The sequence below is a fragment of the Mycobacterium sp. 236(2023) genome (genome assembly GCF_029623955.1).
In the GTDB taxonomy this organism is placed as follows: Bacteria; Actinomycetota; Actinomycetes; order Mycobacteriales; family Mycobacteriaceae; genus Mycobacterium.
In genome coordinates this window covers 1-20,314 of sequence record NZ_JARSBP010000018.1, presented here as the reverse complement: position 1 = coordinate 20,314, position 20,314 = coordinate 1, and the positions used below count along the sequence as shown (strand labels likewise).

Below are 20,314 nucleotides of genomic sequence, written 5' to 3'. Positions count from 1 at the left end.
GAATTAGCCGACCGGGGTGGCGAAGACGAACAGTGCCATGAAGGCCAGGTTGATGAAGTAGGCGGCCTCGACCAGACCCACCGTGATGAAGAACGGTGTGAAGAGTCGACCCTGGGCCTCCGGCTGACGAGCGATGCCAGCGATCAGGGCGTTACCGGCGATACCGTCACCGATACCGGCGCCGATAGCACCGCCGGCCATGATCAGACCACCGCCGATGAGTGCGCCAGCAGCGATTGTGGGGTCCATTTCCTATCCTCCTTGATATCTGACAGAGGGTCTCTGTCAGGGGTTTCTGTGTGGTCCTAACGACAGATGGTCATTTTGAGGTCAGTGCCCTCAGTGTTCATCGTGGTCCAGCTCCATCGACTGACTGAAGTACAGGATCGTCAGCAGCGAGAAGATGAAGGCCTGGATGAGGCCGACGAACAGGTCGAAGGTCTTCCAGATGGCGTTGGGCGCCCACTGGATGTACCAGGGGAACATCGCGATCAGCGCGACGAGGATGCCGCCGGCGAAGATGTTGCCGAAAAGTCGGAGTGCCAACGAGATCGGCTTGGCGAGCTCTTCGACGATGTTGATCGGCGCGAGGAACGCGACGTGACCCTTGACCACCTTGATGGGGTGGCCGATGATGCCGCGGCGCCAGATACCTGCCGCGTGGTAGGCCAGGAACACGAAGAGCGCGAGCGCGAGCACGAAGTTGATGTCCGAGGCGGGCGGCTTGTAGAGCTCGCCTGCGGCCCCGTCGGAGCCTCCGTATTGCAGCGGCAGCACGGCCAGCCAGTTCGAGACGAGAATGAAGACGAAGATCGCGACGGCCAGCGGCAGGACGAACGGGGCGACCTTCATGCCGATCGCCTGCTCGATCTGCCCGCGCATCTGAATGGTCAGCGCCTCCCAGAACAGCTGGACACCGCCCGGCACACCGGTCGAGGTGACCTTGGACTTCAGGTAGAAGGCGAGGGCGATGACGATCACCGCGGTGATGGCGGTGGCGAGGATGGTGTCCCCGTTGAATGTCATGCCGAACAGTTCGAACACCAACGTGTGGTGCCCAACGTGAATCGGAGCCCCTTCCTCAGCGGCGAGGACAGTCTCGAACATCTGCGTCATTGGGGTTAGCTCAATCCTTCGCTTCCGTGTCTGCCACGTTGAGCCCCTCGCTACGAATCTTGCGCAGCACCGGGAGGCTGGTACTCATCACCAGCAATGCCTGGAAGATCGCGAGCCCGAAGAGGACCGCGATGCCGCCATTGGACTTGAAGATGAATGCGACGGCCAGTGCGACCGCTGTGATGACGAGCAGGCGGGTCGCCGAGTTCAGCGCCATCTTCTTCTTGAGCGGATGGTCCTCGGCGGTGATGCTCTCGACCGCGCGGCGCACCAGGAGTGCGTTGACCAGTCCGAGGCCCAGCCCCACTCCGAAGAAGGCACCGTAGAGGATGTTGCCTCCGAAGAAGGCCGCCACAAGAGCCAGGGCCGTCAGTGCGACGCAGATGACCAGCAGGCGCACCGGCCTGAAAGCGACGGAAGGGAACACCAACGGCGCGTCCTGCGCTGGCGTCGTCACTGCTTCACCTCAATCCCGCGGTCGTCAACGGAGCGTGTCCCGATGATCCTGTGCGTGGCGCCCGTAGCGTATCGGAGGGCGGCAAGCGCGCTGGAATCACCCAAGGGGCAGCTCCCTGTTTCGGTCAAAATGTCGGTCGTTGTTCCGTTCCGGCCGGCGCATGAATCTCTCGCTCCGAACGGCCCGGGGGCCGGCAACCCGCGAGGTCTTTTCGGGTTCTGCGAAGAACCTTAACACATGGTGAGAGCCACAAAAGAGGGCCTACTACTTTTTGTCGTATAACCCGTCGGAAGAGGAATTTCTGCGCCTCAACAGCGGTATCAGCGTGACCACGATCGCCACCACGATGGCGCCCGCCATGACAGCGGCGGTGTGGCGCGGATCGAAAAAGATGGTGCTCGCCGCACCGAGCGCGACGATGCCGACCCAGAGGTAGATCAGCAGCACCACCCGTCGATGCGAATGGCCGATCTCGAGCAGCCGGTGGTGCAGGTGCATCTTGTCCGGGCTGAACGGGCTGAGGCCTTTACGCGTGCGGCGGATGATCGCCAGCAGCATGTCGAGGGCGGGCACGAACACGACGGCGATCACGAGCAGGAACGGCGACAGCAGCGCGAACACGTCGCGCGCGCCGTAGGCGGTCTGCGAGATGGGCCCGGCCGCGGTGGTCGCCGCGGCGGCCAGCATCAGGCCGATCAGCATCGATCCGGAGTCGCCCATGAAGATGCGCGCTTTGTGGAAGTTGTGCGGCAGGAATCCCAGGCAGGCGCCCGCGAGCACGACGGAGATGACAGCCGGCGGATAGAACAACACGTCCCCGCCGTGGTCGCGGAGAAGCCCGACCGAGAACATGCAGATCGACAACGCCGTGATGAGGCCGAGTCCGGCGGCCAACCCGTCGAGGCCGTCGACGAAGTTCATCGCGTTGACGAGTGCGACGGTGAACGCCAACGTCAGAAGGATGGACGCGACCTGGTCCAGGACGATGGTGCCGACGCCGCCGATCGGGATGTAGAGCACGCTCCAGGCCACGCCCATGGTCACGAGCACGCTGGCGGCGGTGATCTGACCCGCGAACTTCGTCAGCGCATCCAGCCCCCACCGGTCGTCGATCAGCCCGACGACCATGATGAGGCCGCCGGCGACGACGACGGCAGGCAATCCCGACGAGTACACGAAGCCTCGCGTCAGGGCGGGCAACTGCGAGGCGAGCAGCACAGCGGCCGCGACCCCGACGTACATCGCGAGGCCACCCATGCGCGGGATCGGCTGCAGGTGCACGTCGCGCGCCCGCGGTTTGGCCACCGCACCCCAGCGCGTCGCGAGCACCCGAACCCAACCGGTCGCGACGTAGGTGACGATCGCCGCGGTCAGGCCGACGAGAGCGAGTTCGCGCAACGGAACGCCCGCGCCGCGATCGGAGAGCGCCATCAGGCTCTCCCCCGCTTGCGTGGCAGTAAGCGTCGCTGAACCCACGGAACTCCAGATCACTCGGTCTGGGCGGTGAGGGTCACCGCCTCCACACCCAATACTGCGGCGATCGCGTCGAGCGTCACCGGCCCCTGCCTCAGTACCCGCGGGTGTGCGCCGGTGAGGTCGACGATCGTCGATGCGGCCTGCTGTTCGGCGGGGCCGCCGTCGAGGTAGGTCTCGACGAGATCGCCGAGTTGTTCGCGGGCCTGTGCTGCCGTGACCGCTGCGGGCCTGCCCGAGATGTTGGCACTCGAGACCGCCATCGGGCCCACCTCGCGCAGAAGTTCGATGGCGACGGGGTGCAGCGGCATCCGCAACATCACGGTGCCGTTGGCATCACCGAGATCCCACTGAAGCGACGGCGCCTGCCGGACGACGAGGCTCAACGCACCCGGCCAGAATGCTCGGATCAGTTCCTTGGCGCTGTTGGGCACCGAGTAGACCAGACCCTGGATGGTGTGCCACGAACCGACGAGCACCGGGACCGGCATGTCGCGTCCGCGGCCTTTGGCCGACAGCAGCGCCGCGACGGCCTCGCCGTCGAACGCGTCGGCTCCGATGCCGTAGACGGTGTCGGTGGGCATGACGACCAGGCGGCCGCCTTTGAGGGCGCTGATCGCCGATGCGATGCCTGTCTGGCGCTGCTCCGGGTCGGCGCAGTCGAACATCTCCCCGCTCATGCCCGCCAGCCTCTCATCCGGCTCGCACCGCGGTCACGAATCGTGGCCGGCCTGCGAGGTCGTGTCGGGGGGTGACGTGGGTGAATCCGCCGACGCGCTCGAAGGCATCGACGGTGCGGTCCGACGTCGTGTCGTCGTGCTCGATCGCGCACAGACCGTGGGGCCGCAACAGGCGCGCGGCGACGCCGGCGATGAGGTCGATGACAGCCATCCCGTCCGCTCCGCCGAACAGGGCGTGCACCGGATCATGCTGCGCCACTTCGGGTTCCAGTTCCGCGCCGAGCGGAATGTAGGGCGGGTTGGAGACAAGGAGGTCGACTGTCCCGTCGAGATCTGCGAGCACGCCATCGGCCGTGGCGTCCGCGCATCGCAGTTCGACGGACGTTCCCTGCGCATTGCGCCGCGCGTATGCAAGGGCTTCTGCGGAGTCGTCGACGGCCACGATCCGCGCCTGCGGGAATGCGTGGGCGAGGCCCAGGGCGAGCGCACCGGACCCGGTGCACAGGTCGACGATCACGGGAGATGACGAAAAGCTCTGCGAGAGAGCCCATTCCAGCAGTGATTCGGTTTCGGGCCGCGGAACGAACACGCCGGGGCCGACCTGGACGCTGACCGGACCGAACGCGGCGGTGCCGGTGAGGTGCTGCAGCGGGATGCGCTCGGCCCGGCGCGCGACGAGCTCTCGGAACCGGGTCAGGAATTCGTGGTCGGGGTCGACGAAGGCCAGTCGCCAGCGGTCGGCGCCTGCGGTGTGGGCCGCGAGCAACTCGGCATCGACGCGGGGTGACCCGACGCCGGCGGCGGCCAGCGCGTCAGCGGCGTCGTCGATCACCTGACGCATGGTCACCGGCCGGCTGTTTACTTCCCCGTCGCTACGCTCGCCCTGGCAAACGTTCACGTGTTCTGCAGCCGGGCTTGCTTGTCGGCCTCGGCGAGCGCGTCGAACAGTGGGTCGAGTTCCCCGTCGAGCACCTGGTCGAGGTTATGGGACTTGAAGTTGATGCGGTGGTCGGCGATCCGGTTCTCGGGGAAGTTGTAGGTCCGGATGCGCTCGCTGCGGTCCACGGTGCGGATCTGGCTCGCGCGGTCCGCCGAGGCGTCGGCCGACGCCTGCTCCTCGGCCAGCAGCTGGAGCCGGGCGGCCAGCACCTGCATCGCCCGGGCCTTGTTCTGCAGCTGCGAGCGTTCGTTCTGACAGGTGACGACGATGCCTGTCGGCAGGTGCGTGATGCGCACCGCGGAGTCGGTGGTATTGACGCCCTGCCCGCCCTTGCCCGACGACCGGTAGACGTCGATGCGCAGATCGGACTCGTCGATCTGAACCTGTTCGACTTCCTCGGGCTCGGGGTAGACGAGCACGCCCGCAGCGGAGGTATGGACGCGACCCTGCGATTCGGTGACGGGCACGCGCTGCACCCGGTGCACACCGCCCTCGAACTTCAGGCGGGCCCACACCCCGTCGGCGGTATCGCCCTTGCTGCGGATCGACAGGGTGGCGTCCTTGTAGCCGCCGAGATCCGAATACGTCTCGCCCAGCATCGTGACCGTCCAACCATGGCGCTCGGCATACCGGATGTACATGCGAGCCAGGTCGGAAGCGAACAGCGCCGACTCCTCGCCACCTTCACCGGATTTGACCTCGAGGACGATGTCGTCGGCATCGTGCGGATCGCGGGGGGCCAACAGATCGGTGAGGTGGTTGTCGAGGTCGGCGACCTTGGTGGTGAGCTCGTCGACTTCGTCGGCGAACGACGCGTCGTCGGCGGCGAGCTCGCGGGCGGCCTCCAGGTCGCCACGAGCGGCCTCCAGCTTGCGGTGGGTCGCAACGATGGGCGACACCTGGGCGAATCTGCGGCCCACTTTGCGGGCGGCAGCCGCATCGGCGTGCAGCTCGGGCTCGGCCAGACGCTGCTCCAGTTCGGCGTACTCGGCGAGAATCGCCTCGATCGCCGGTGCGTTCTCGCTCATCTCGCCTCCTCGGTGTACTGGCCCCTACTGCGCGAAACGGCGCCCGGTCTGCGCGCAATGCGGCAGACGGGCGCCGTTCGAACGGCTACTTGGAGCGCTTGCCGTAGCGCTTCTCGAAGCGGGCCACGCGGCCGCCGCTGTCGAGGATCTTCTGCTTGCCGGTGTAGAACGGGTGGCACTGCGAGCAGACCTCGACAGTGATGTTGCCGCTCTTCTTGGTGCTGCGGGTGGTGAAGCTTGCACCACAGCCGCACAGCACGGTCGTGTCGACATAGTCAGGATGAACGCCTGATTTCATGATTTCCTCTTCAATCGTGGGACCCGGGTCGCCCTTCCCCACCCCTCTTTGGGGTTCGGGAGGCTGCGGCGTGAACCGGAACCGAGGTGACGGCGGTCTATTATGCCAAATCAACCGCCAGCAGCCTAAACGTGCATTCGGGGGCTGCTATTCCTGGCCGTGGCGCTCCGCATACGTCCGTCCGTCGCGTTTCCACAGAGTGCGACCGTCGGCCTTCGTACCCATCGCGACGAGCTCGCGTTTGAGCACTTTGTTGGTCGCCGTGGAGGGGAGGTCGTCGGCGACCCAGACATGGCGGGGCCACGCTTTCGGGGAGAGGTCGGGCTGAGCCGCCAGGAACGCGCCGAACTCCTGCGGCGTCAGCGTCGCGTCGTCCTGCAGCACGATCGCGGCCATGACCTGGTCACCAACGTGCTCGTCGGGCACCGGATAGACGGCCACGCGGCTGATCGCAGGAAGCCGGATGAGGATCCGTTCGATCGGCGCCGATGTCATGTTCTCGCCGTCGACCCGCATCCAGTCCGCGGTGCGGCCCGCCAGGTAGATCCAGCCGTCGGCGTCGCGGTAGGCGAGGTCACCGGACCAGAACATGCCGTGACGCATCCGGTCGTCGGTGGCGCCCTCGTCGTTGTAGTAGCCGGCGAACATGCCCGCGCCCTGGGTGTTGACCAACTCGCCGATGGCGTCGTCTCCGTTGGCGAGCGCCCCGTGCTCGTCGAACGTCGCGACCGCGCACTCGGTGAGGGTCTCGGCGTTGTAGATGGCGACGCCGGGGAAGCCCTTGCCGATCGACCCGGCCGGGCAACCGTCCTCACGGGTCACGGTCACCGCGTTCTCCGTCGAACCGAAGCCGTCCCAGACCTCGCAGCCGAACCGTTTCGCGAACTCGTCGATGTCCCGGTCGCTGGCTTCGTTGCCGAACGCGACGCGCAACGTGTTGTCGATGTCGTCGGGCTTCTCCGGGCTGGCGAGGATGTAGGCCAGCGGCTTGCCGACGTAGTTCATGTACGTGGCGCCGTACCGGCGGATGTCGTCGAGGAATCTCGATGCGGTGAAATGCGCGGGCGCCATCGCGGCCCCAGAGTTGAGTGCGACGGACCAACCCGCCAGGACCGCATTGCTGTGGAACAGCGGCATCGAGAGATAGCACGTGTCGTCGCGCGTCATCTCGTAGCGGCCCGCCAACGCTGCGCCTGCCAGCAGCACCATCGCGTGCATCATCTTCACGGCCTTGGGGTCGCCGCTGGTTCCGGACGTGAAGATCAGCATGTACGTGTCGGTCGCGGTCGCCTCGCGGTGCGGCGTGAGGTCGGGGCCGCCGGCGATCAGCCCGGCCCATTCGGGGCTGCCGATGGTGAGCACCCGAACCCCCGTCAGATCGAGGTCATCGAGAAGGGCGCGATGGGCATCGTCGGTGATGAGGATCTGCGTGTCGGCCCTGCGGATGTCGCGGGCGAGCGCCTCGCCGCGGCGCGTGTTGTTGACACCGCACACCACGTAGCCGCCCAGGCCAGCGGCCGCCATGGCCGTGAGCATGTCGGGGGTGTTACCCAGCAGCACGCCGACGTGGAGCGGTCGTTCGGGGTCGGCGATGCCGATCAGCGCCGCGGCCTGCGTCGCGGCCTCACCGAGGTGTTCGCGCCACGTCCACGTCCGCCCGTTGTATTTCACGGCGACGCCGTCGTCGGACAGGCGTTCCCGCAGCAGCTGCTGGACTGTCTCGGCCAAAACGTCTGCCCTCCACACTGTGAACAGATTGCGATTTATGTCTACTTCTCGACCGCGCGCAGCGTACCTCAGCCACGGCGAGCCTTTCATTTGCGAAGATATTCGGATGAGCGTGGGCGCCGTAGCCAATCCAGTGCCGAACCCTGTCAGCAGCGCAGAGGCCAAACCCGAAACCCGTCCTGTCCGGGATCGGCTCATCGACGCTGCCGAACAGTGCCTCGTGTCCAAAGGGATTCGCGCCACGACTGTTTCCGAGGTCGCCGAGGTGGCCGGGGTCAGCCGCGGCTGGCTCTACCGCCACTTCCCCGACAAGTCCGAGTTGCTCGGCGCGGCGATCGTCCGGCTCAACGATGCGTTCTGGTCGGGGTCACGCGCCCGGCTCGACGCCGTGACGGGCCTCGACGAGCAGGTCGCGGTGGGCGTCGCACTCGCCCGCAAGGAATCCGAGACGCCCGGCGCGCTCGTGCTGAAACTGCGCCAGGAGGAGCCCGAGGCCTTCACCGCATGCGTGGGACTCGGCGTGCGCGGACTGATCCCGGAGATCGCCGCCTTCTGGGAGTCCTACGTTCAGGACGCGATCAATCGGGGCGAGATCCATCCGAACACGAACCGCGCCGAGGCGGCCGAATGGATCGCGCGGATCATGATGAGCCTCGCGACCGTTCCTGGCGAGCAGTGCGATGTCGACGACCACGATTCGGTGTTACGCCACGCCCGCCGCTACATCGTCGCCGCGTTGAAGGTCGATCCGTCAGAGGCCTGAGCTGCGCTTCGCACCGATCTGCCGGCCGGTCAACACCATCAGCAGGTCGCCGATCGGCGCCTCGACCGTGCGCCCCTCACCCACGGAGAAGTCGGCGTCGGTAGCGACGAGGTGCACGCCCGCCCACCGCTTCTGGGCCCGGTGCGGAAATCCCATGCCCCACACGCGGTGGGCCGCCGCGACCGCCGCATCGGCGGGCATCGGCCTGTCGATGCCGAGCGGCACACAGATGTCTTGAGAGTGCACGAGGAGATCGGTGAGCGGATCGAGCTCCGTCGTGCCCGGCGGATGCCTGCGCGATCCCGCCGCACCGCGGAGAGTTGCCGCGATCTCGGCGGGTGTCTGCGAGTCCGTCGTCGCCATTCGGTTCATCATCGCGTTGAAGCGGAAGCCACTGCGGGCGGCCTCGACCAGCATGCGGGGCATGCTCATCGTGGAGTGGGTCAGATGTGCAGCGACGTGGCGGACATTCCACCCGGCACACAGTGACGGCGTACTCCACAGCGCCGGATCGCGGGCATCGATCGCGTCGATGAGGTCGGCGACCTCGGTCCGCTGCCGGTCGACGTGTTGCCACACGGTGTCTCGGTCCATGGCTGCCCCCACAAAGATTTAGTCAGTATTACTGACGAAATATAGTCAGCCTTTCGTACTAAAGTCAACATGTGCACGAGCAACCGAACACCGCGGTGTTGATGTTCATCGCCCACCGCGAGGTGGAGACTCGCGTGATGTCGGCGCTGGCGCGCGACGGGTTCGACGACATCACGATCGCCCAGTCACGCTTGATGCAGCGACTCGATCCGGCGGGCATGCGGTTGACCGAGCTCGCCGATCAGGCGCGGGTGACAAAGCAGACCGCAGGCGCGCTCGTCGATCAACTGGAACGGTCCGGCTACGTGACACGCCTGCCGGACCCAACCGACGCGCGGGCGCGGCTGGTGACGTTGAGCAAGCGAGGCACCGAGGTGTGCCGACGGGCCGCCCAAGAGGTCGCCCGCGTCGAGGACGAGTGGCGAAAACACCTCGGCGACAAGGCTTACAACGCGATGCGAGCCGCGCTCTTACAGGTGAATTCGGCGTAGTTGGTCAACCTCCGATTGTCCAACTACGCCCGAATCACTCAGTCGTGGTCGTTGCCGCCGGGCGTGTTCTTCGAGACCTGGACCAGGAACTCGTAATTGTTCTTGGTCTTACGCAGCTGGCTCATCAGCAGGTCGATGGCCTGGTGCGGGTCCAGCCCGGACAGCACCCGGCGCAGCTTGTGCACGACGGCGAACTCGTCGGTGGACAGCAGCAGCTCGTCCTTACGGGTGCCCGACGGGTTCACGTCGACCGCGGGGAACACGCGCCGCTCGGCGATCTTGCGGTCGAGTTTGAGCTCGGCGTTGCCGGTGCCCTTGAACTCTTCGAAGATGACCGTGTCGCCGGTGGAGCCGGTCTCGACCATGGCCGTGGCGATGATCGTCAGCGAGCCGCCCTCTTCGATGTTGCGCGCCGCACCGAGGAACCGCTTCGGCGGGTACAGCGCAGTCGAGTCGACACCACCGGACAGGATTCGGCCCGACGCCGGGGAGGCGTTGTTGTAGGCGCGGCCCAGACGGGTGATCGAGTCGAGCAGCACCACGACATCCTTGCCCTGCTCGACGAGGCGCTTGGCGCGCTCGATCGCGAGCTCGGCGGCCTGGGTGTGGTCTGACGGCGGGCGGTCGAAGGTCGAGGCGATGACCTCACCCACGACCGAACGCTGCATGTCCGTGACCTCTTCAGGGCGCTCGTCGACGAGCACGACCATCAGGTGGCATTCCGGGTTGTTGCGGGTGATCGCGTTGGCGATGTCCTGCATGATCGTCGTCTTACCGGCCTTGGGCGGTGACACGATCAGGGCGCGCTGCCCCTTGCCGATGGGCATGATCAGGTCGATCACGCGCGTGGTCAGCTTGTCGCCGCTGGTCTCGAGACGCAGTCGCTGGTTCGGGTAGAGCGGCGTGAGCTTGGTGAACTCGGGCCGCTTCCTGGCGTCTTCGACGGGACCGCCGTTGACGGTGTCGAGGCGCACCAGCGGGTTGAACTTCTGGCGCTGGTTGCTCTGCTCGCCCTCTTTGGCGACGCGAACGGCGCCGGTCACCGCGTCGCCGCGACGCAGGCCGTTCTTGCGCACCATGTTCATGGAGACGTAGACGTCATTCGGGCCCGCGAGGTATCCGGAGGTCCGGACGAACGCGTAGTTGTCGAGCACGTCGAGGATGCCCGCCACGGGCTGGACGACGTCGTCCTCGCGCAGCTCGGTGTCGCGTTCGTTGCCGCCGCCACCGCCGCCACCGTCACCGCCGCGCTCACGGCGCCTGCGGTCACGGAACCGGCGACCGCGCCGTCCCCCGCGACCCTCGTCGTCGTCGTCGTTGTTGTTGCCGCCGCTGTTGTTGTTGCCACCGCTGTTGTTGCCACCGCTGTTATTGCCGCGGTCGCGGTCGCGGTTGCGGTTCTGGCCGCCCTGCTGATCGCCGTCGCCTCGGTTGTCCGAATCGGCGTCGGCTTTGGCTTCCTGGTTTTTCTTGGCGTCCCGGTTGGCATCCCGGTTGTCGTCCCGGTCGCGCTTCTTGTCGCGGCCACCTAGCTCGGCGGATTCGGGCTGCGAGTTCTCGGCGGCGGTGTCGGCGCCCTTGTCGCGTGCCTGGTCCTTGTCGCCGGCCTCGTCCTTGCCAGCCTGCTCGCCCGAGCTCGTGCCGCCCTGTTCGCGGGAGGACCCGCGACGCTCACGGCGGCGGGGCTGCGGCTCGGCCGCCTGGTCGGGTGCGCTCTCGGCGGATTCGTTCGGAGCGGCCGCCGGCTCAGCGGCGGCACCCTTCGACTCGGAGGTTCCATTGGATTGACGCTCGCGGATGGCGGCGACCAACTCGCCCTTGCGCATGCCGGAGGCGCCTTCGACGCCGATCTCCTTGGCCAGAGCACGCAGCTCGGGAAGGACGAGGCTGGTCAGAGCTCCGCGGCGGGCGGGGGCTGCCGCCGGGGCATCGTCGGCGGCGGGCGCCGAGACGGGCGCTCCGGTTTCCGCGGACGTCGAGATTTCTGCACTCACAGCGTTCGGGAGCACGCCGCCATCGGCGCTGCCACCAGCCGTGATCAGGTCCGTATCAGTCACGGATTTCCTTTCTTCCCTCGCTGATCGAGTCACGCGGGGGTTCAGTGCACTCAGCCAATCCGCTGAGCGCCTAGGTCACACCATTGCCAGTGCAAGGTGATCGCCGGGTTTCGCCGGGAGACGGCGAACCTTCAGTCCACAAAGTTGAACACCTGAAAGAAGAGTCGTCCTAGTGTCGGCGCAGGTGAAGAAAGCTGCGATTGCTGGACGACAGCGAGAATAACCCGCATCCGAGTCTGAAGCAAGAAACGCCATGATTCGCATGTTGCCGGTGTTACTCGCCGAACTAGCTGCGTACCGCCACACCGGACGTCCAACTGACGCCCTGCCCGACTGCCGTTTTCTGGACTGCGAAGCCATTCCGCCGGCCAAAATCGAGTGCTTCTTCGGGCAGCTCCGCATCGGTGCTCAAAGCCAATACCGCAGGCCCAGCGCCTGACAGCACCGCTGCCACACCACAACGCCGCAGCACCGCGAGGTATTCCGCCGACGCGGGCATGGCGGGTGCTCGCTGCGGTTGGTGCAGCACGTCCTCTGTTGCGACCATCAGCAGGTCGGGTCGCTCGGTGAGCGCGACGACCAGCAGCGCGGCCCTGCTCAGGTTGAAGCGCGCATCGGTGTGCGGGACGTGGTCGGGCAGGAGCACCCGGGTTTCTGCGGTCGACGATCGCACCTGCGGAATGGCTGCGAAGACACAGATGTCGGGGTGCAGCCGGATCGGCGCTGCCGAGTACCGCGGCACTGCGTCGCCGGCCTCGGCCCACGCCACGACCGCGCCGCCGAGAACCGCGGCGGCTGCGTTGTCCGGATGTCCTTCGAATTCCGAGGAAACCTGGACCAGACGCTCTGTCGACATGGTTGCCGAATCATTTTGCGCGGCAAGACCGTTGGCGGCTGCCAAACCACCGACCACGGCCGCGGCCGACGATCCGAGACCTCGGGAGTGCGGGATGTCGTTGCGGCACCGGACGATCAATCCCGGCGCGGAAACTCCGTTCTCACTGAGACCGCGCTCGATAGCACGCACCACCAGATGGGACGCGTCGAGCGGAACCTGCCCCGCACCTTCACCGTCGACCTCGACGACGAGACCCGATTCTGTTGTCTCTATGACGATTTCGTCATAGAGACTGATCGCCATACCCATGCTGTCGAAGCCAGGCCCGAGATTCGCGCTGGAAGCGGCGACCGTGGCGGTCGCCGTGAGTCCAGGCGGCAGAGTGCGGGTCACGTCAGTCCGTTTCTAGACGAGACCGAGCTTGGCGACCACGGCTACGGGGTCGACGGGAACGGGGATCACCGCGGGCATGCCCTTCAGCGCGGTGTCGGGATCCTTGAGGCCGTTGCCGGTGACGGTGCACACGACGGTGGAACCTTTCGCCACCCAGCCGTCTTCGATCGATTTCAGCAGTCCGGCGATGCTGGCAGCCGACGCCGGTTCGACGAACACACCCTCGGCGCGAGCGACGAGGTGGTAGGCGGCGAGGATCTCCTCGTCGGTGGCGGCCAGGAAGCGACCATCGGACTGCTGCTGCGCCTCGACGGCCGACGTCCACGACGCCGGTGAGCCGATGCGGATGGCGGTGGCGATCGTCTCGGGGTCGCTGACGGGCTCGCCGAGAACGAGCGGCGCGGCGCCGGCTGCCTGAGTGCCGAGCATGCGGGGCAGCTTGCTCGCCAGCCCGTCACGCTGGTACTCGGTGTAGCCCTTCCAATACGCCGTGATGTTTCCGGCATTACCCACGGGCAGCGCGTGGATGTCGGGCGCATCGCCGAGCGCGTCGACGATCTCGAATGCCGCCGTCTTCTGCCCTTCGATCCGAAATGGGTTGACCGAGTTGACCAGTGACACGGTCGGGAAGTCGGCCGTGAGCTTGCGGGCGAGCTCGAGGCAGTCGTCGAAGTTTCCGTCGATCTGGATGATCTTCGCCCCGTGCATCACGGCCTGGGCCAGCTTGCCCATCGCGATCTTGCCCTGCGGCACCAGCACCGCGCAGGTGATGCCGGCGCGGGCGGCATAGGCGGCCGCGGATGCCGAGGTGTTCCCCGTCGACGCACACAACACCGCCTGTTGACCGCGCGACACAGCTTCAGTGACTGCCACGGTCATGCCGCGGTCCTTGAACGACCCGGTGGGGTTTAGACCCTCGACCTTCAAATGGACTGTGCAGCCGGTGTATTCGGACAACCGCGGCGCAGGCAGCAACGGCGTGCCACCCTCGCGCAGCGTGATCGGCGTCCAGGAGTCCTCCACCGGGAGCCGGTCTCGGTAGGCCTCGATCAGGCCCGGCCAGGGGTGGTGCACTGCACGGGTCGCGCTCACTCTGTGGTTCCTTCCAGGCGCAGCACGCTGTTGATCTTCTGAACGACGTCCAGATCAGCAAGCGCGGCAACGGTTTCCGATAGTGCGGCGTCGGTGGCCGAATGCGTGACGACGACGATGCGTGCGCCGCAACGCTGGCCATCGTCGTCGACCATGCCCTCCTGGCGCACCTCGGCGATGCTGACCTCGCGCTTGGAGAACTGCGCGGCGACCGCGGACAGCACACCGGGCCGGTCGGCGACGTTCATGTTCACGTAGTAGCGCGTCGGGATCAGGCCGATCGGCGCGATCGGCAGCTTGGCGTACTTGGACTCGCGCGGGCCGCGGCCACCCTGCACCCGGTTGCGGGCGGCCATGACGAGATCGCCGAGCACCGCCGAGGCCGTCGGAGCGCCGCCGGCGCCCTGGCCGTAGAACATCAGCCGGCCCGCCGCTTCGGCTTCCACGACGACCGCGTTGAACGCGCCGTTGACCGAGGCCAGCGGGTGCTCCAGAGGGACGAGCGCGGGGTACACGCGGGCCGAAACCTTCTGCTTGCCTTTGGCTGTGGTGAGTCGCTCGCAGATCGCGAGCAGCTTGATGGTGCAGCCCAGGGCGCGGGCCGACGCGAAGTCGGCAGCCGAGACCTTCGTCATTCCCTCGCGATAGACGTCGTCGGCGGTGACGCGGGTGTGGAAGGCGATCGAGGCGAGGATCGCCGCCTTGGCCGCTGCGTCGTACCCTTCGACGTCGGCGGTCGGATCTGCTTCGGCGTAGCCGAGCGCACTCGCATCGGCCAGTGCGCTCGCGTAGTCCGCGCCGGTGCTGTCCATCTCGGACAGGATGTAGTTGGTTGTGCCGTTGACGATTCCGGCCACCCGCAGGACGGTGTCGCCGGCCAGGGACTGCGTCAGCGGACGGATGACCGGGATGGCGCCGGCAACCGCGGCCTCGAAGTACAGGTCGACGCGTGCCTTCTCGGCGGCCTGTGCGAGTTCACCCGCGGCGACGGCCATCAATGCCTTGTTGGCGGTGACGACGGACTTGCCCTTTTCGAGGGCGGTCAGGATCGCTTTGCGAGCGGGTTCGACCGGTCCCATCACCTCGATGACGATGTCGACGTCGTCACGGGAGACCAGTTCGTCGATGTCGTCGGTGAGGAGTTCGGCGGGGACGCCGCGGTCACCCTTCACCTTGCGCACACCGACACCGCGCACCACCAGCGGGGCGCCGATGCGCGCGGTCAGGTCGGCGGCGCTCTCCTCGATGATGCGCACCACCTGGCTGCCTACGTTGCCCAGGCCGAGTACGGCTACTCCGATTTCGTCACTCACGTACCTGTCCTCACTTCCAAACTCAACAGATCGTCGACCGTTTCCCGGCGCAGGATCAAGCGGGCCCGCCCGTCGCGCACGGCCACCACGGCCGGCCGGCCGATCAGGTTGTAGCGGCTCGACATCGAATAGCAGTATGCGCCGGTCGCGGCGACCCCGAGCAGGTCCCCCGGGGTTACGTCGTCCGGCAGCCATGCGTCGCGCACCACGATGTCGCCGCTCTCGCAGTGCTTGCCGACGACACGTGACAGCGTCGCGCTCGCGTCGCTGGTGCGTGACAGCAGCCGCACGTCGTACTCCGCCCCGTACAGCGACGTGCGGATGTTGTCGCTCATCCCGCCGTCGACGCTGACATACCGGCGGTGAGCGGTCGGGCTGACGGCCACGTCCTTGACGGTGCCGACCTCGTAGAGCGTGATCGTGCCGGGTCCCGCAATCGCGCGGCCGGGTTCGACGACCAGCTCGGGCGCGGGCAGGCCCACGGCCGCCGACTCGGTGCGCACGATCTCCTGCAACTTGCCCGCGAGTTCGCTCATCGGCGGCGGATTGTCGTGGGGCAGGTAGGAGATGCCCAGTCCCCCACCGAGATCGACAATGTTCATCTGGGAGGTCTTCTCGAGCCCGAACTCGGCGACCACATCACGCAGCAGGCCGATGACGCGGCGCGCGGCGATCTCGAATCCTGCTACGTCGAAGATCTGCGAGCCGATGTGGCTGTGCAGGCCGACCAACCGGAGGTTGTCGGTTTCGAATACTCGGCGCACCGCGGCGAGCGCGGCGCCGGAAGCCAGGGACAGACCGAACTTCTGATCCTCGTGGGCGGTGGAGATGAATTCGTGGGTGTGGGCCTCGACGCCGACGGTGACACGCACCAGAACGTCCTGTACCACATCGTTTTCCGCGGCAATGCGGTCGAGGCGCTCGATCTCGATCATGGAGTCGACGACGATGTGACCGACGCCGTTGGTGACCGCTGCGGTCAGCTCGGCGACGGACTTGTTGTTGCCGTGCACCGTGATCCGCTGCGCCGGGAAGCCGGCGTGCAGCGCGACGGCGAGCTCTCCGCCGGTGGCGACGTCGAGGCACAACCCTTCTTCGTCGACCCAGCGGGCGATCTCGGAGCACAGGAACGCCTTGGCGGCGTAGTGAACGTGCTCGCCGCCACCGAACGCGGACGAGATGTCGCGGCAGCGGGCCCGGAAGTCCGCTTCGTCAATGACGAAGACCGGTGTTCCGAACTCGGCGGCGATGTCGGCGACGGCGACTCCTGCGATCGAGACGGCACCGTCGTCACCGCGAACAGTGTTCTGCGGCCACACATTCGGGGCGAGCTGCAGAACCTCGGCCGAGGTGAGCGGGCGTTCCGGTGCCGCGGCGGCCTGAACTTCTTCGGCGTGCCTCGGGCCGGCGGGGTGGGCGATCACATCCGCTCCGGGGCGCTGACGCCGAGAATGCCCAGCCCGTTGGCGATCACCTGGCGGGTCGCCGCGCACAGGGCGAGGCGCGCCGCGTGCAGCTCACCGGCCGGCTCGTCGCCCTGCGGCAGCACGCGGCAGGCGTCGTAGAACCGGTGATAGTCACCGGCAAGATCTTCGAGGTAGCGCGAGACGCGATGCGGCTCACGCAGATTCGCGGCCGTCTTGAGGATCCGCGGGAACTCCCCGAGGTTGCGGATCAGAGTGCCTTCCTTGTCATGGGTCAACAGATCCAGATGAGCGGTGTCGGGGGTGATCCCGAGATCGGCGGCGCTACGCGCCAGCGCGGACAAGCGCGCATGGGCGTACTGCACGTAGTAGACCGGGTTTTCACTCGACGCCGACGACCACAGCCCCAGATCGATGTCGATGGGGGTGTCGACCGAGCTGCGGATCAGCGCGTAGCGTGCCGCGTCCACCCCGATCGCCTCGACCAGGTCGCCGAGGGTGATGACCGTGCCCGCGCGCTTGCTCATCCGGACCGGCTGGCCGTCGCGCACGAGGTTGACCATCTGGCCGATCAGCACCTCGACGGTGTCAGGATCGTCGCCGAGCGCTGCTGCCGAGGCCTTGAGCCGGGCGATGTAGCCGTGATGGTCGGCGCCAAGCATGTAGATGCACAGGTCGAATCCGCGCTTGCGCTTGTCCAGGAAGTAGGCGAGGTCACCGGCCACGTAAGCGGGCTTGCCGTCGCTCTTGATGACGACGCGGTCCTTGTCGTCACCGAAGTCGGTGGTGCGCAACCAGACTGCGCCGTCTTTCTCGTACGCGAACCCGGTCTCGCGCAGCTGGGCGATTGCCTGCTCGACGCGGCCCGAGGTGTGCATCGAGTCTTCGTGGGTGTAAACGTCGAAGTCGGTGCCGAACTCGTGCAGCGATTCCTTGATCTGCTCGAACATCAGGTTCACGCCGATCGCGCGGAAGGTCTCGCGCATCTCGGCGTCCGGAAGGTTCAGGGCGTCGGGCTCCTTGGCGAGCACCTGGCCCGCAATGTCCCCGATGTAATTGCCGGCGTAGCCGTCCTCGGGGGTGGGCTCTCCCTTTGCGGCGGCGACGAGCGAGTTGGTGAACCGGTCGATCTGCGCGCCGTGGTCGTTGAAGTAATACTCGCGCACGACCTCGGCACCCTGAGTCGTCAGCAGCCGTCCGAGCGCGTCGCCGACGGCGGCCCACCGGGTGCCGCCGATGTGGATCGGCCCGGTCGGGTTGGCGGAGACGAACTCGAGGTTGACCTTCTTGCCCCCGAGTTCGGCCGACGTGCCGTAGGCGGCAGCAGCGGCGATGACGTCGCCGACGATGACGTTCTGGGCCGACGTCTCGATGCGGAGGTTGACGAATCCTGGGCCGGCAACGTCGGCGGCGGCGATGCCGTCCTTGGCGACGAGGGCTTCGGCCAGCCAACCTGCCAGCTCGCGCGGGTTGACGCCGACCTTTTTGGCGAGCTGCAGCGCCAGGTTGGTCGCATAGTCGCCGTGTTCGGGGTTGCGCGGACGCTCGACGGTGACGACGTCGGGAAGTGCGGCGGAGTCGAGGGCGTGCTCGGCGAGCACCGCGGCTGCGGTGGCCTTGAGCAGTTCGGCCAGATCGGCGGGGGTCACGAGCGTCCATCCTATGGTCTGGCCTGTTTTCGGCCGAATCCGTTTCTCACTGATCGGGGATGCGCCTGCCCGGTGGTGGCGTAGACCTAGGGGTGATTGATCTTGTTGTGCATGCGTTAGGCTGTTCAGGCCCAACCGGCGCAGCTGTAACAGCACGCGCCCCCGTAGCTCAGGGGATAGAGCGTCTGCCTCCGGAGCAGAAGGCCGCAGGTTCGAATCCTGCCGGGGGCACCCGTCACACCTTCTTCGTCGTCCCGTAGTACCCCAGGATCGAGTCGGACTGGTCGGTCGCATGCGTCAGAACTGCGTAGGACCTGATGAACGACTCCCCCACGCAGCCATCGATCTTCACGTTGAAGCCGCTGATGGACACCCACGGGTCGTTGCCGGTGAATTCTTTCCGTCCGACGGGGACGGTGTTGATGATTCCGGGCCGCAGACCCACCGCAACGCCGCCGACGAAGGGCGTCGACAGCACTGGTGCGATGCCGTCGATGAACTCACCTTCCCCGTCGAGTCCGACCAGGCCCAGCGACGGCGTGACTCCTGCGCTTCCGGTGATCGTGACGCCGTTGGCACCCATGTCGACGCCGCAGCCGATCTGGTAGCCCACCTCCAGCACGCCCCGCGGCGGCACGGAGCCCTCCGGCCCGCGCAGAGCGCCGTTGAACACGCCGCTGACCTGGTAATTCCGCGACGACAACGCGGTGGTCAGGGGGTTGATGTTCTGAATCACCTCGTCCTTGGCTCCGACGGTCAGCATCCACCCGTTGGGTGCCGTGGTCGTCGACGGCGGAGCGGAGATGATGAGGGCGTCGGCGCCGGGCGCGATGACGCCTGCCGCGTGGGCGACAGGTGCTGCACCGCCGAGAGCCGGATCGAGCACCGGGGTGACGACATCGGGTGCAGGGTCGGCGGCCGCGGGGAACACGGCCATCGGCGGCAGCACCCAGACGACGCTGAGTGCAGCGAGCCAACTCAGCTTCACGAGCGAAACCTACTATCGGATCGGGCTGGAGCGACCTCACCAATACCAACTTGTGATGGGGCGCAAGCAAATTGTGATGTAGCAGCCGCGCAGGAGGATGATGCACTCATGAAGCCGAGCAACGCCTGCAAGGGTGGCGGGAAGGGTTGGTCGGTCAACAAGGACGGAAAGCCGATCTGCCCCGGCTGCCACCGGGCGTTCAGCACGGTGGCCGGCTACGGCAAGACCGTGCGCGACACCCCGATCGTCCCGCCACACGACCGTCGCGGCCCGCAGGATGCGCCGAAACCTCGAAGTGACCGACGCACCGACAGACGGAAATAGGGGCCGCGCGGCAGATCCGCGGGCTGCGGTGGACCGAGAGTGCCTTTCTTTCTCAGGACGGCACGAGGACGAAGGTGGTCGACCCGACGGGCCCGTTGTTGCCGCAGGGGTTGGGGCCGTTCAGCGTGTACAGCCCGTTCGTACCGTCGAGATTGAACGTGTACCGCGCGATGACGTCGACGGCGCGTCCGTCGGGACAGAATGCTCCTCCGGGAACGAACTGATCCAGCACGTACTGCGAACCCTGGATGCGTGCCTGGCCCTGATCCCTGTTGTTCTCCAGATTGAACAGGCTGATGCAGCCGGGTCCGCAACTGTCCACCCTCATGTTGATGTCCTCCGTTGCGCCCGTGGCCATCACAGCCCGGTACTGGTAGAGGCCGGGAAGGAGATCGGCGTGCGCCGGCGCTGCCAGAGCGAGGCCTGAAGCGCACACGCCGGCAACCACCACGGTCCTGGTGAGACTTTTCATGGCAACTCATTGGCGGTGATGGTGCCGTAGCACGAGCGAGGCAAGCCGTTCACAGCGTCAGATTCCGGTGCACAAGGACACGAAGGGAATCGGCGCACAGATGCCGATCGAGAAGCCCGGCGTGGGGTCACCGTTCCAAGGTGGTGGCGGTGGCGGTGGCGGAGGGGGTGGGGGCGGAGGGGGCGGCAGTGGAGCA

At 66.7% G+C, this 20,314-nt stretch carries 21 protein-coding genes and 1 tRNA gene; 4 read left to right on the top strand and 18 right to left on the bottom strand.

Annotation, left to right across the window (positions count from 1 at the left end; translation table 11 throughout):
• Nucleotides 1-3: 3 nt before the first annotated feature.
• The 9 genes from P9A17_RS33060 to fadD1 all read right to left on the bottom strand — a co-directional run bounded on the left by P9A17_RS33060 (nt 4) and on the right by fadD1 (nt 7,720).
• Nucleotides 4-249: a F0F1 ATP synthase subunit C gene (locus tag P9A17_RS33060; protein ID WP_024449289.1), complete on the bottom strand. Its 246-nt coding sequence runs from the start codon at nt 247-249 to the stop codon at nt 4-6.
• A gap of 90 nt (nt 250-339) precedes the next feature.
• Nucleotides 340-1,116 (bottom strand): F0F1 ATP synthase subunit A, encoded by a 777-nt coding sequence (atpB, locus tag P9A17_RS33055; protein WP_278043037.1) that lies wholly within the window; start codon nt 1,114-1,116, stop codon nt 340-342.
• A 10-nt stretch (nt 1,117-1,126) separates the two neighbouring features.
• A complete protein-coding gene (locus P9A17_RS33050) occupies nt 1,127-1,573 on the bottom strand; it encodes an ATP synthase subunit I (RefSeq protein ID WP_278043036.1) in 447 nt (148 codons plus the stop codon).
• A gap of 264 nt (nt 1,574-1,837) precedes the next feature.
• Nucleotides 1,838-3,004, bottom strand: a complete 1,167-nt coding sequence (locus P9A17_RS33045; protein ID WP_278043035.1) for an MraY family glycosyltransferase — start codon at nt 3,002-3,004, stop codon at nt 1,838-1,840.
• A gap of 56 nt (nt 3,005-3,060) precedes the next feature.
• Nucleotides 3,061-3,726, bottom strand: coding sequence for an L-threonylcarbamoyladenylate synthase (locus P9A17_RS33040; protein WP_278043034.1), 666 nt, complete (start codon nt 3,724-3,726; stop codon nt 3,061-3,063).
• Nucleotides 3,727-3,739: 13 nt separating this feature from the next.
• Nucleotides 3,740-4,567 carry a peptide chain release factor N(5)-glutamine methyltransferase gene (prmC, locus tag P9A17_RS33035; RefSeq protein ID WP_278043049.1) on the bottom strand — a complete coding sequence of 276 codons (828 nt, stop codon included), beginning with the start codon at nt 4,565-4,567 and terminating at the stop codon, nt 3,740-3,742.
• A gap of 53 nt (nt 4,568-4,620) precedes the next feature.
• Nucleotides 4,621-5,694 carry a peptide chain release factor 1 gene (prfA, locus tag P9A17_RS33030; RefSeq protein ID WP_278043033.1) on the bottom strand — a complete coding sequence of 358 codons (1,074 nt, stop codon included), beginning with the start codon at nt 5,692-5,694 and terminating at the stop codon, nt 4,621-4,623.
• 85 nt (nt 5,695-5,779) lie between these two features.
• Nucleotides 5,780-5,992: a 50S ribosomal protein L31 gene (gene rpmE, locus P9A17_RS33025; RefSeq protein WP_278043032.1), complete on the bottom strand. Its 213-nt coding sequence runs from the start codon at nt 5,990-5,992 to the stop codon at nt 5,780-5,782.
• Between the two features lie 147 nt (nt 5,993-6,139).
• Nucleotides 6,140-7,720, bottom strand: a complete 1,581-nt coding sequence (fadD1, locus tag P9A17_RS33020; protein WP_278043031.1) for a fatty-acid--CoA ligase FadD1 — start codon at nt 7,718-7,720, stop codon at nt 6,140-6,142.
• A 106-nt stretch (nt 7,721-7,826) separates the two neighbouring features.
• Between fadD1 and P9A17_RS33015 the strand changes: the two genes are divergently transcribed.
• Nucleotides 7,827-8,483, top strand: a complete 657-nt coding sequence (locus P9A17_RS33015; protein WP_278043030.1) for a TetR/AcrR family transcriptional regulator — start codon at nt 7,827-7,829, stop codon at nt 8,481-8,483.
• Here the strand turns inward: P9A17_RS33015 and P9A17_RS33010 are convergent.
• Complete coding sequence (locus tag P9A17_RS33010) at nt 8,472-9,077, bottom strand: maleylpyruvate isomerase family mycothiol-dependent enzyme (RefSeq protein WP_278043029.1); 606 nt, start codon at nt 9,075-9,077, stop codon at nt 8,472-8,474. The genes P9A17_RS33015 and P9A17_RS33010 overlap by 12 nt on opposite strands.
• A gap of 71 nt (nt 9,078-9,148) precedes the next feature.
• On the opposite strand from P9A17_RS33010, the gene P9A17_RS33005 reads away from it, so the two are divergent.
• Nucleotides 9,149-9,568, top strand: a complete 420-nt coding sequence (locus P9A17_RS33005; RefSeq protein WP_278043028.1) for a MarR family transcriptional regulator — start codon at nt 9,149-9,151, stop codon at nt 9,566-9,568.
• A 38-nt stretch (nt 9,569-9,606) separates the two neighbouring features.
• Here the strand turns inward: P9A17_RS33005 and rho are convergent, their stop codons facing one another.
• From rho to argS, 6 genes are all read right to left on the bottom strand, one after another.
• Nucleotides 9,607-11,625 (bottom strand): transcription termination factor Rho, encoded by a 2,019-nt coding sequence (gene rho, locus P9A17_RS33000; RefSeq protein WP_278043027.1) that lies wholly within the window; start codon nt 11,623-11,625, stop codon nt 9,607-9,609.
• Nucleotides 11,626-11,911: 286 nt separating this feature from the next.
• Entirely contained in the window at nt 11,912-12,856 is a 945-nt protein-coding gene (gene thrB, locus P9A17_RS32995; RefSeq protein ID WP_278043026.1) for a homoserine kinase, read from the bottom strand.
• 12 nt (nt 12,857-12,868) lie between these two features.
• Nucleotides 12,869-13,948 (bottom strand): threonine synthase, encoded by a 1,080-nt coding sequence (gene thrC / locus P9A17_RS32990; protein WP_278043025.1) that lies wholly within the window; start codon nt 13,946-13,948, stop codon nt 12,869-12,871.
• A complete protein-coding gene (locus P9A17_RS32985; protein WP_278043024.1) occupies nt 13,945-15,261 on the bottom strand; it encodes a homoserine dehydrogenase in 1,317 nt (438 codons plus the stop codon). Before P9A17_RS32985 ends, thrC begins: the two co-directional genes overlap by 4 nt.
• The gene (gene lysA / locus P9A17_RS32980) at nt 15,258-16,598 is read right to left on the bottom strand and encodes a diaminopimelate decarboxylase (protein ID WP_278043048.1); all 1,341 of its coding nucleotides are present in this window, start codon (nt 16,596-16,598) and stop codon (nt 15,258-15,260) included. Before lysA ends, P9A17_RS32985 begins: the two co-directional genes overlap by 4 nt.
• A gap of 83 nt (nt 16,599-16,681) precedes the next feature.
• Nucleotides 16,682-18,334: an arginine--tRNA ligase gene (gene argS / locus P9A17_RS32975; RefSeq protein ID WP_278043023.1), complete on the bottom strand. Its 1,653-nt coding sequence runs from the start codon at nt 18,332-18,334 to the stop codon at nt 16,682-16,684.
• Nucleotides 18,335-18,492: 158 nt separating this feature from the next.
• On the opposite strand from argS, the gene P9A17_RS32970 reads away from it, so the two are divergent.
• A tRNA-Arg gene (locus tag P9A17_RS32970) sits at nt 18,493-18,565 on the top strand.
• A gap of 4 nt (nt 18,566-18,569) precedes the next feature.
• Here the strand turns inward: P9A17_RS32970 and P9A17_RS32965 are convergent.
• Nucleotides 18,570-19,322: an MspA family porin gene (locus P9A17_RS32965; RefSeq protein ID WP_278043022.1), complete on the bottom strand. Its 753-nt coding sequence runs from the start codon at nt 19,320-19,322 to the stop codon at nt 18,570-18,572.
• 108 nt (nt 19,323-19,430) lie between these two features.
• Here P9A17_RS32965 and P9A17_RS32960 point away from each other — a divergent pair, with 108 nt between their 5' ends.
• Nucleotides 19,431-19,646, top strand: coding sequence for a hypothetical protein (locus P9A17_RS32960; protein WP_278043021.1), 216 nt, complete (start codon nt 19,431-19,433; stop codon nt 19,644-19,646).
• Between the two features lie 52 nt (nt 19,647-19,698).
• Here P9A17_RS32960 and P9A17_RS32955 read toward each other — a convergent pair whose 3' ends face one another.
• Nucleotides 19,699-20,118, bottom strand: coding sequence for a hypothetical protein (locus tag P9A17_RS32955; RefSeq protein WP_278043020.1), 420 nt, complete (start codon nt 20,116-20,118; stop codon nt 19,699-19,701).
• Nucleotides 20,119-20,314: the final 196 nt, after the last annotated feature.

Bases quoted from the DNA above. Each gene is read 5' to 3' on its own strand.
- prfA (WP_278043033.1), bottom strand. From the start codon at position 5,694: ATGAGCGAGAACGCACCGGCGATCGAGGCGATTCTCGCCGAGTACGCC.
- P9A17_RS33015 (WP_278043030.1), top strand. From the start codon at position 7,827: ATGAGCGTGGGCGCCGTAGCCAATCCAGTGCCGAACCCTGTCAGCAGC.
- P9A17_RS32955 (WP_278043020.1), bottom strand. From the start codon at position 20,118: ATGAAAAGTCTCACCAGGACCGTGGTGGTTGCCGGCGTGTGCGCTTCA.
- prmC (WP_278043049.1), bottom strand. From the start codon at position 4,567: ATGCGTCAGGTGATCGACGACGCCGCTGACGCGCTGGCCGCCGCCGGC.
- rpmE (WP_278043032.1), bottom strand. From the start codon at position 5,992: ATGAAATCAGGCGTTCATCCTGACTATGTCGACACGACCGTGCTGTGC.
- P9A17_RS33060 (WP_024449289.1), bottom strand. From the start codon at position 249: ATGGACCCCACAATCGCTGCTGGCGCACTCATCGGCGGTGGTCTGATC.
- P9A17_RS33045 (WP_278043035.1), bottom strand. From the start codon at position 3,004: ATGGCGCTCTCCGATCGCGGCGCGGGCGTTCCGTTGCGCGAACTCGCT.
- P9A17_RS33040 (WP_278043034.1), bottom strand. From the start codon at position 3,726: ATGAGCGGGGAGATGTTCGACTGCGCCGACCCGGAGCAGCGCCAGACA.
- atpB (WP_278043037.1), bottom strand. From the start codon at position 1,116: ATGACGCAGATGTTCGAGACTGTCCTCGCCGCTGAGGAAGGGGCTCCG.
- P9A17_RS32960 (WP_278043021.1), top strand. From the start codon at position 19,431: ATGAAGCCGAGCAACGCCTGCAAGGGTGGCGGGAAGGGTTGGTCGGTC.
- P9A17_RS33010 (WP_278043029.1), bottom strand. From the start codon at position 9,077: ATGGACCGAGACACCGTGTGGCAACACGTCGACCGGCAGCGGACCGAG.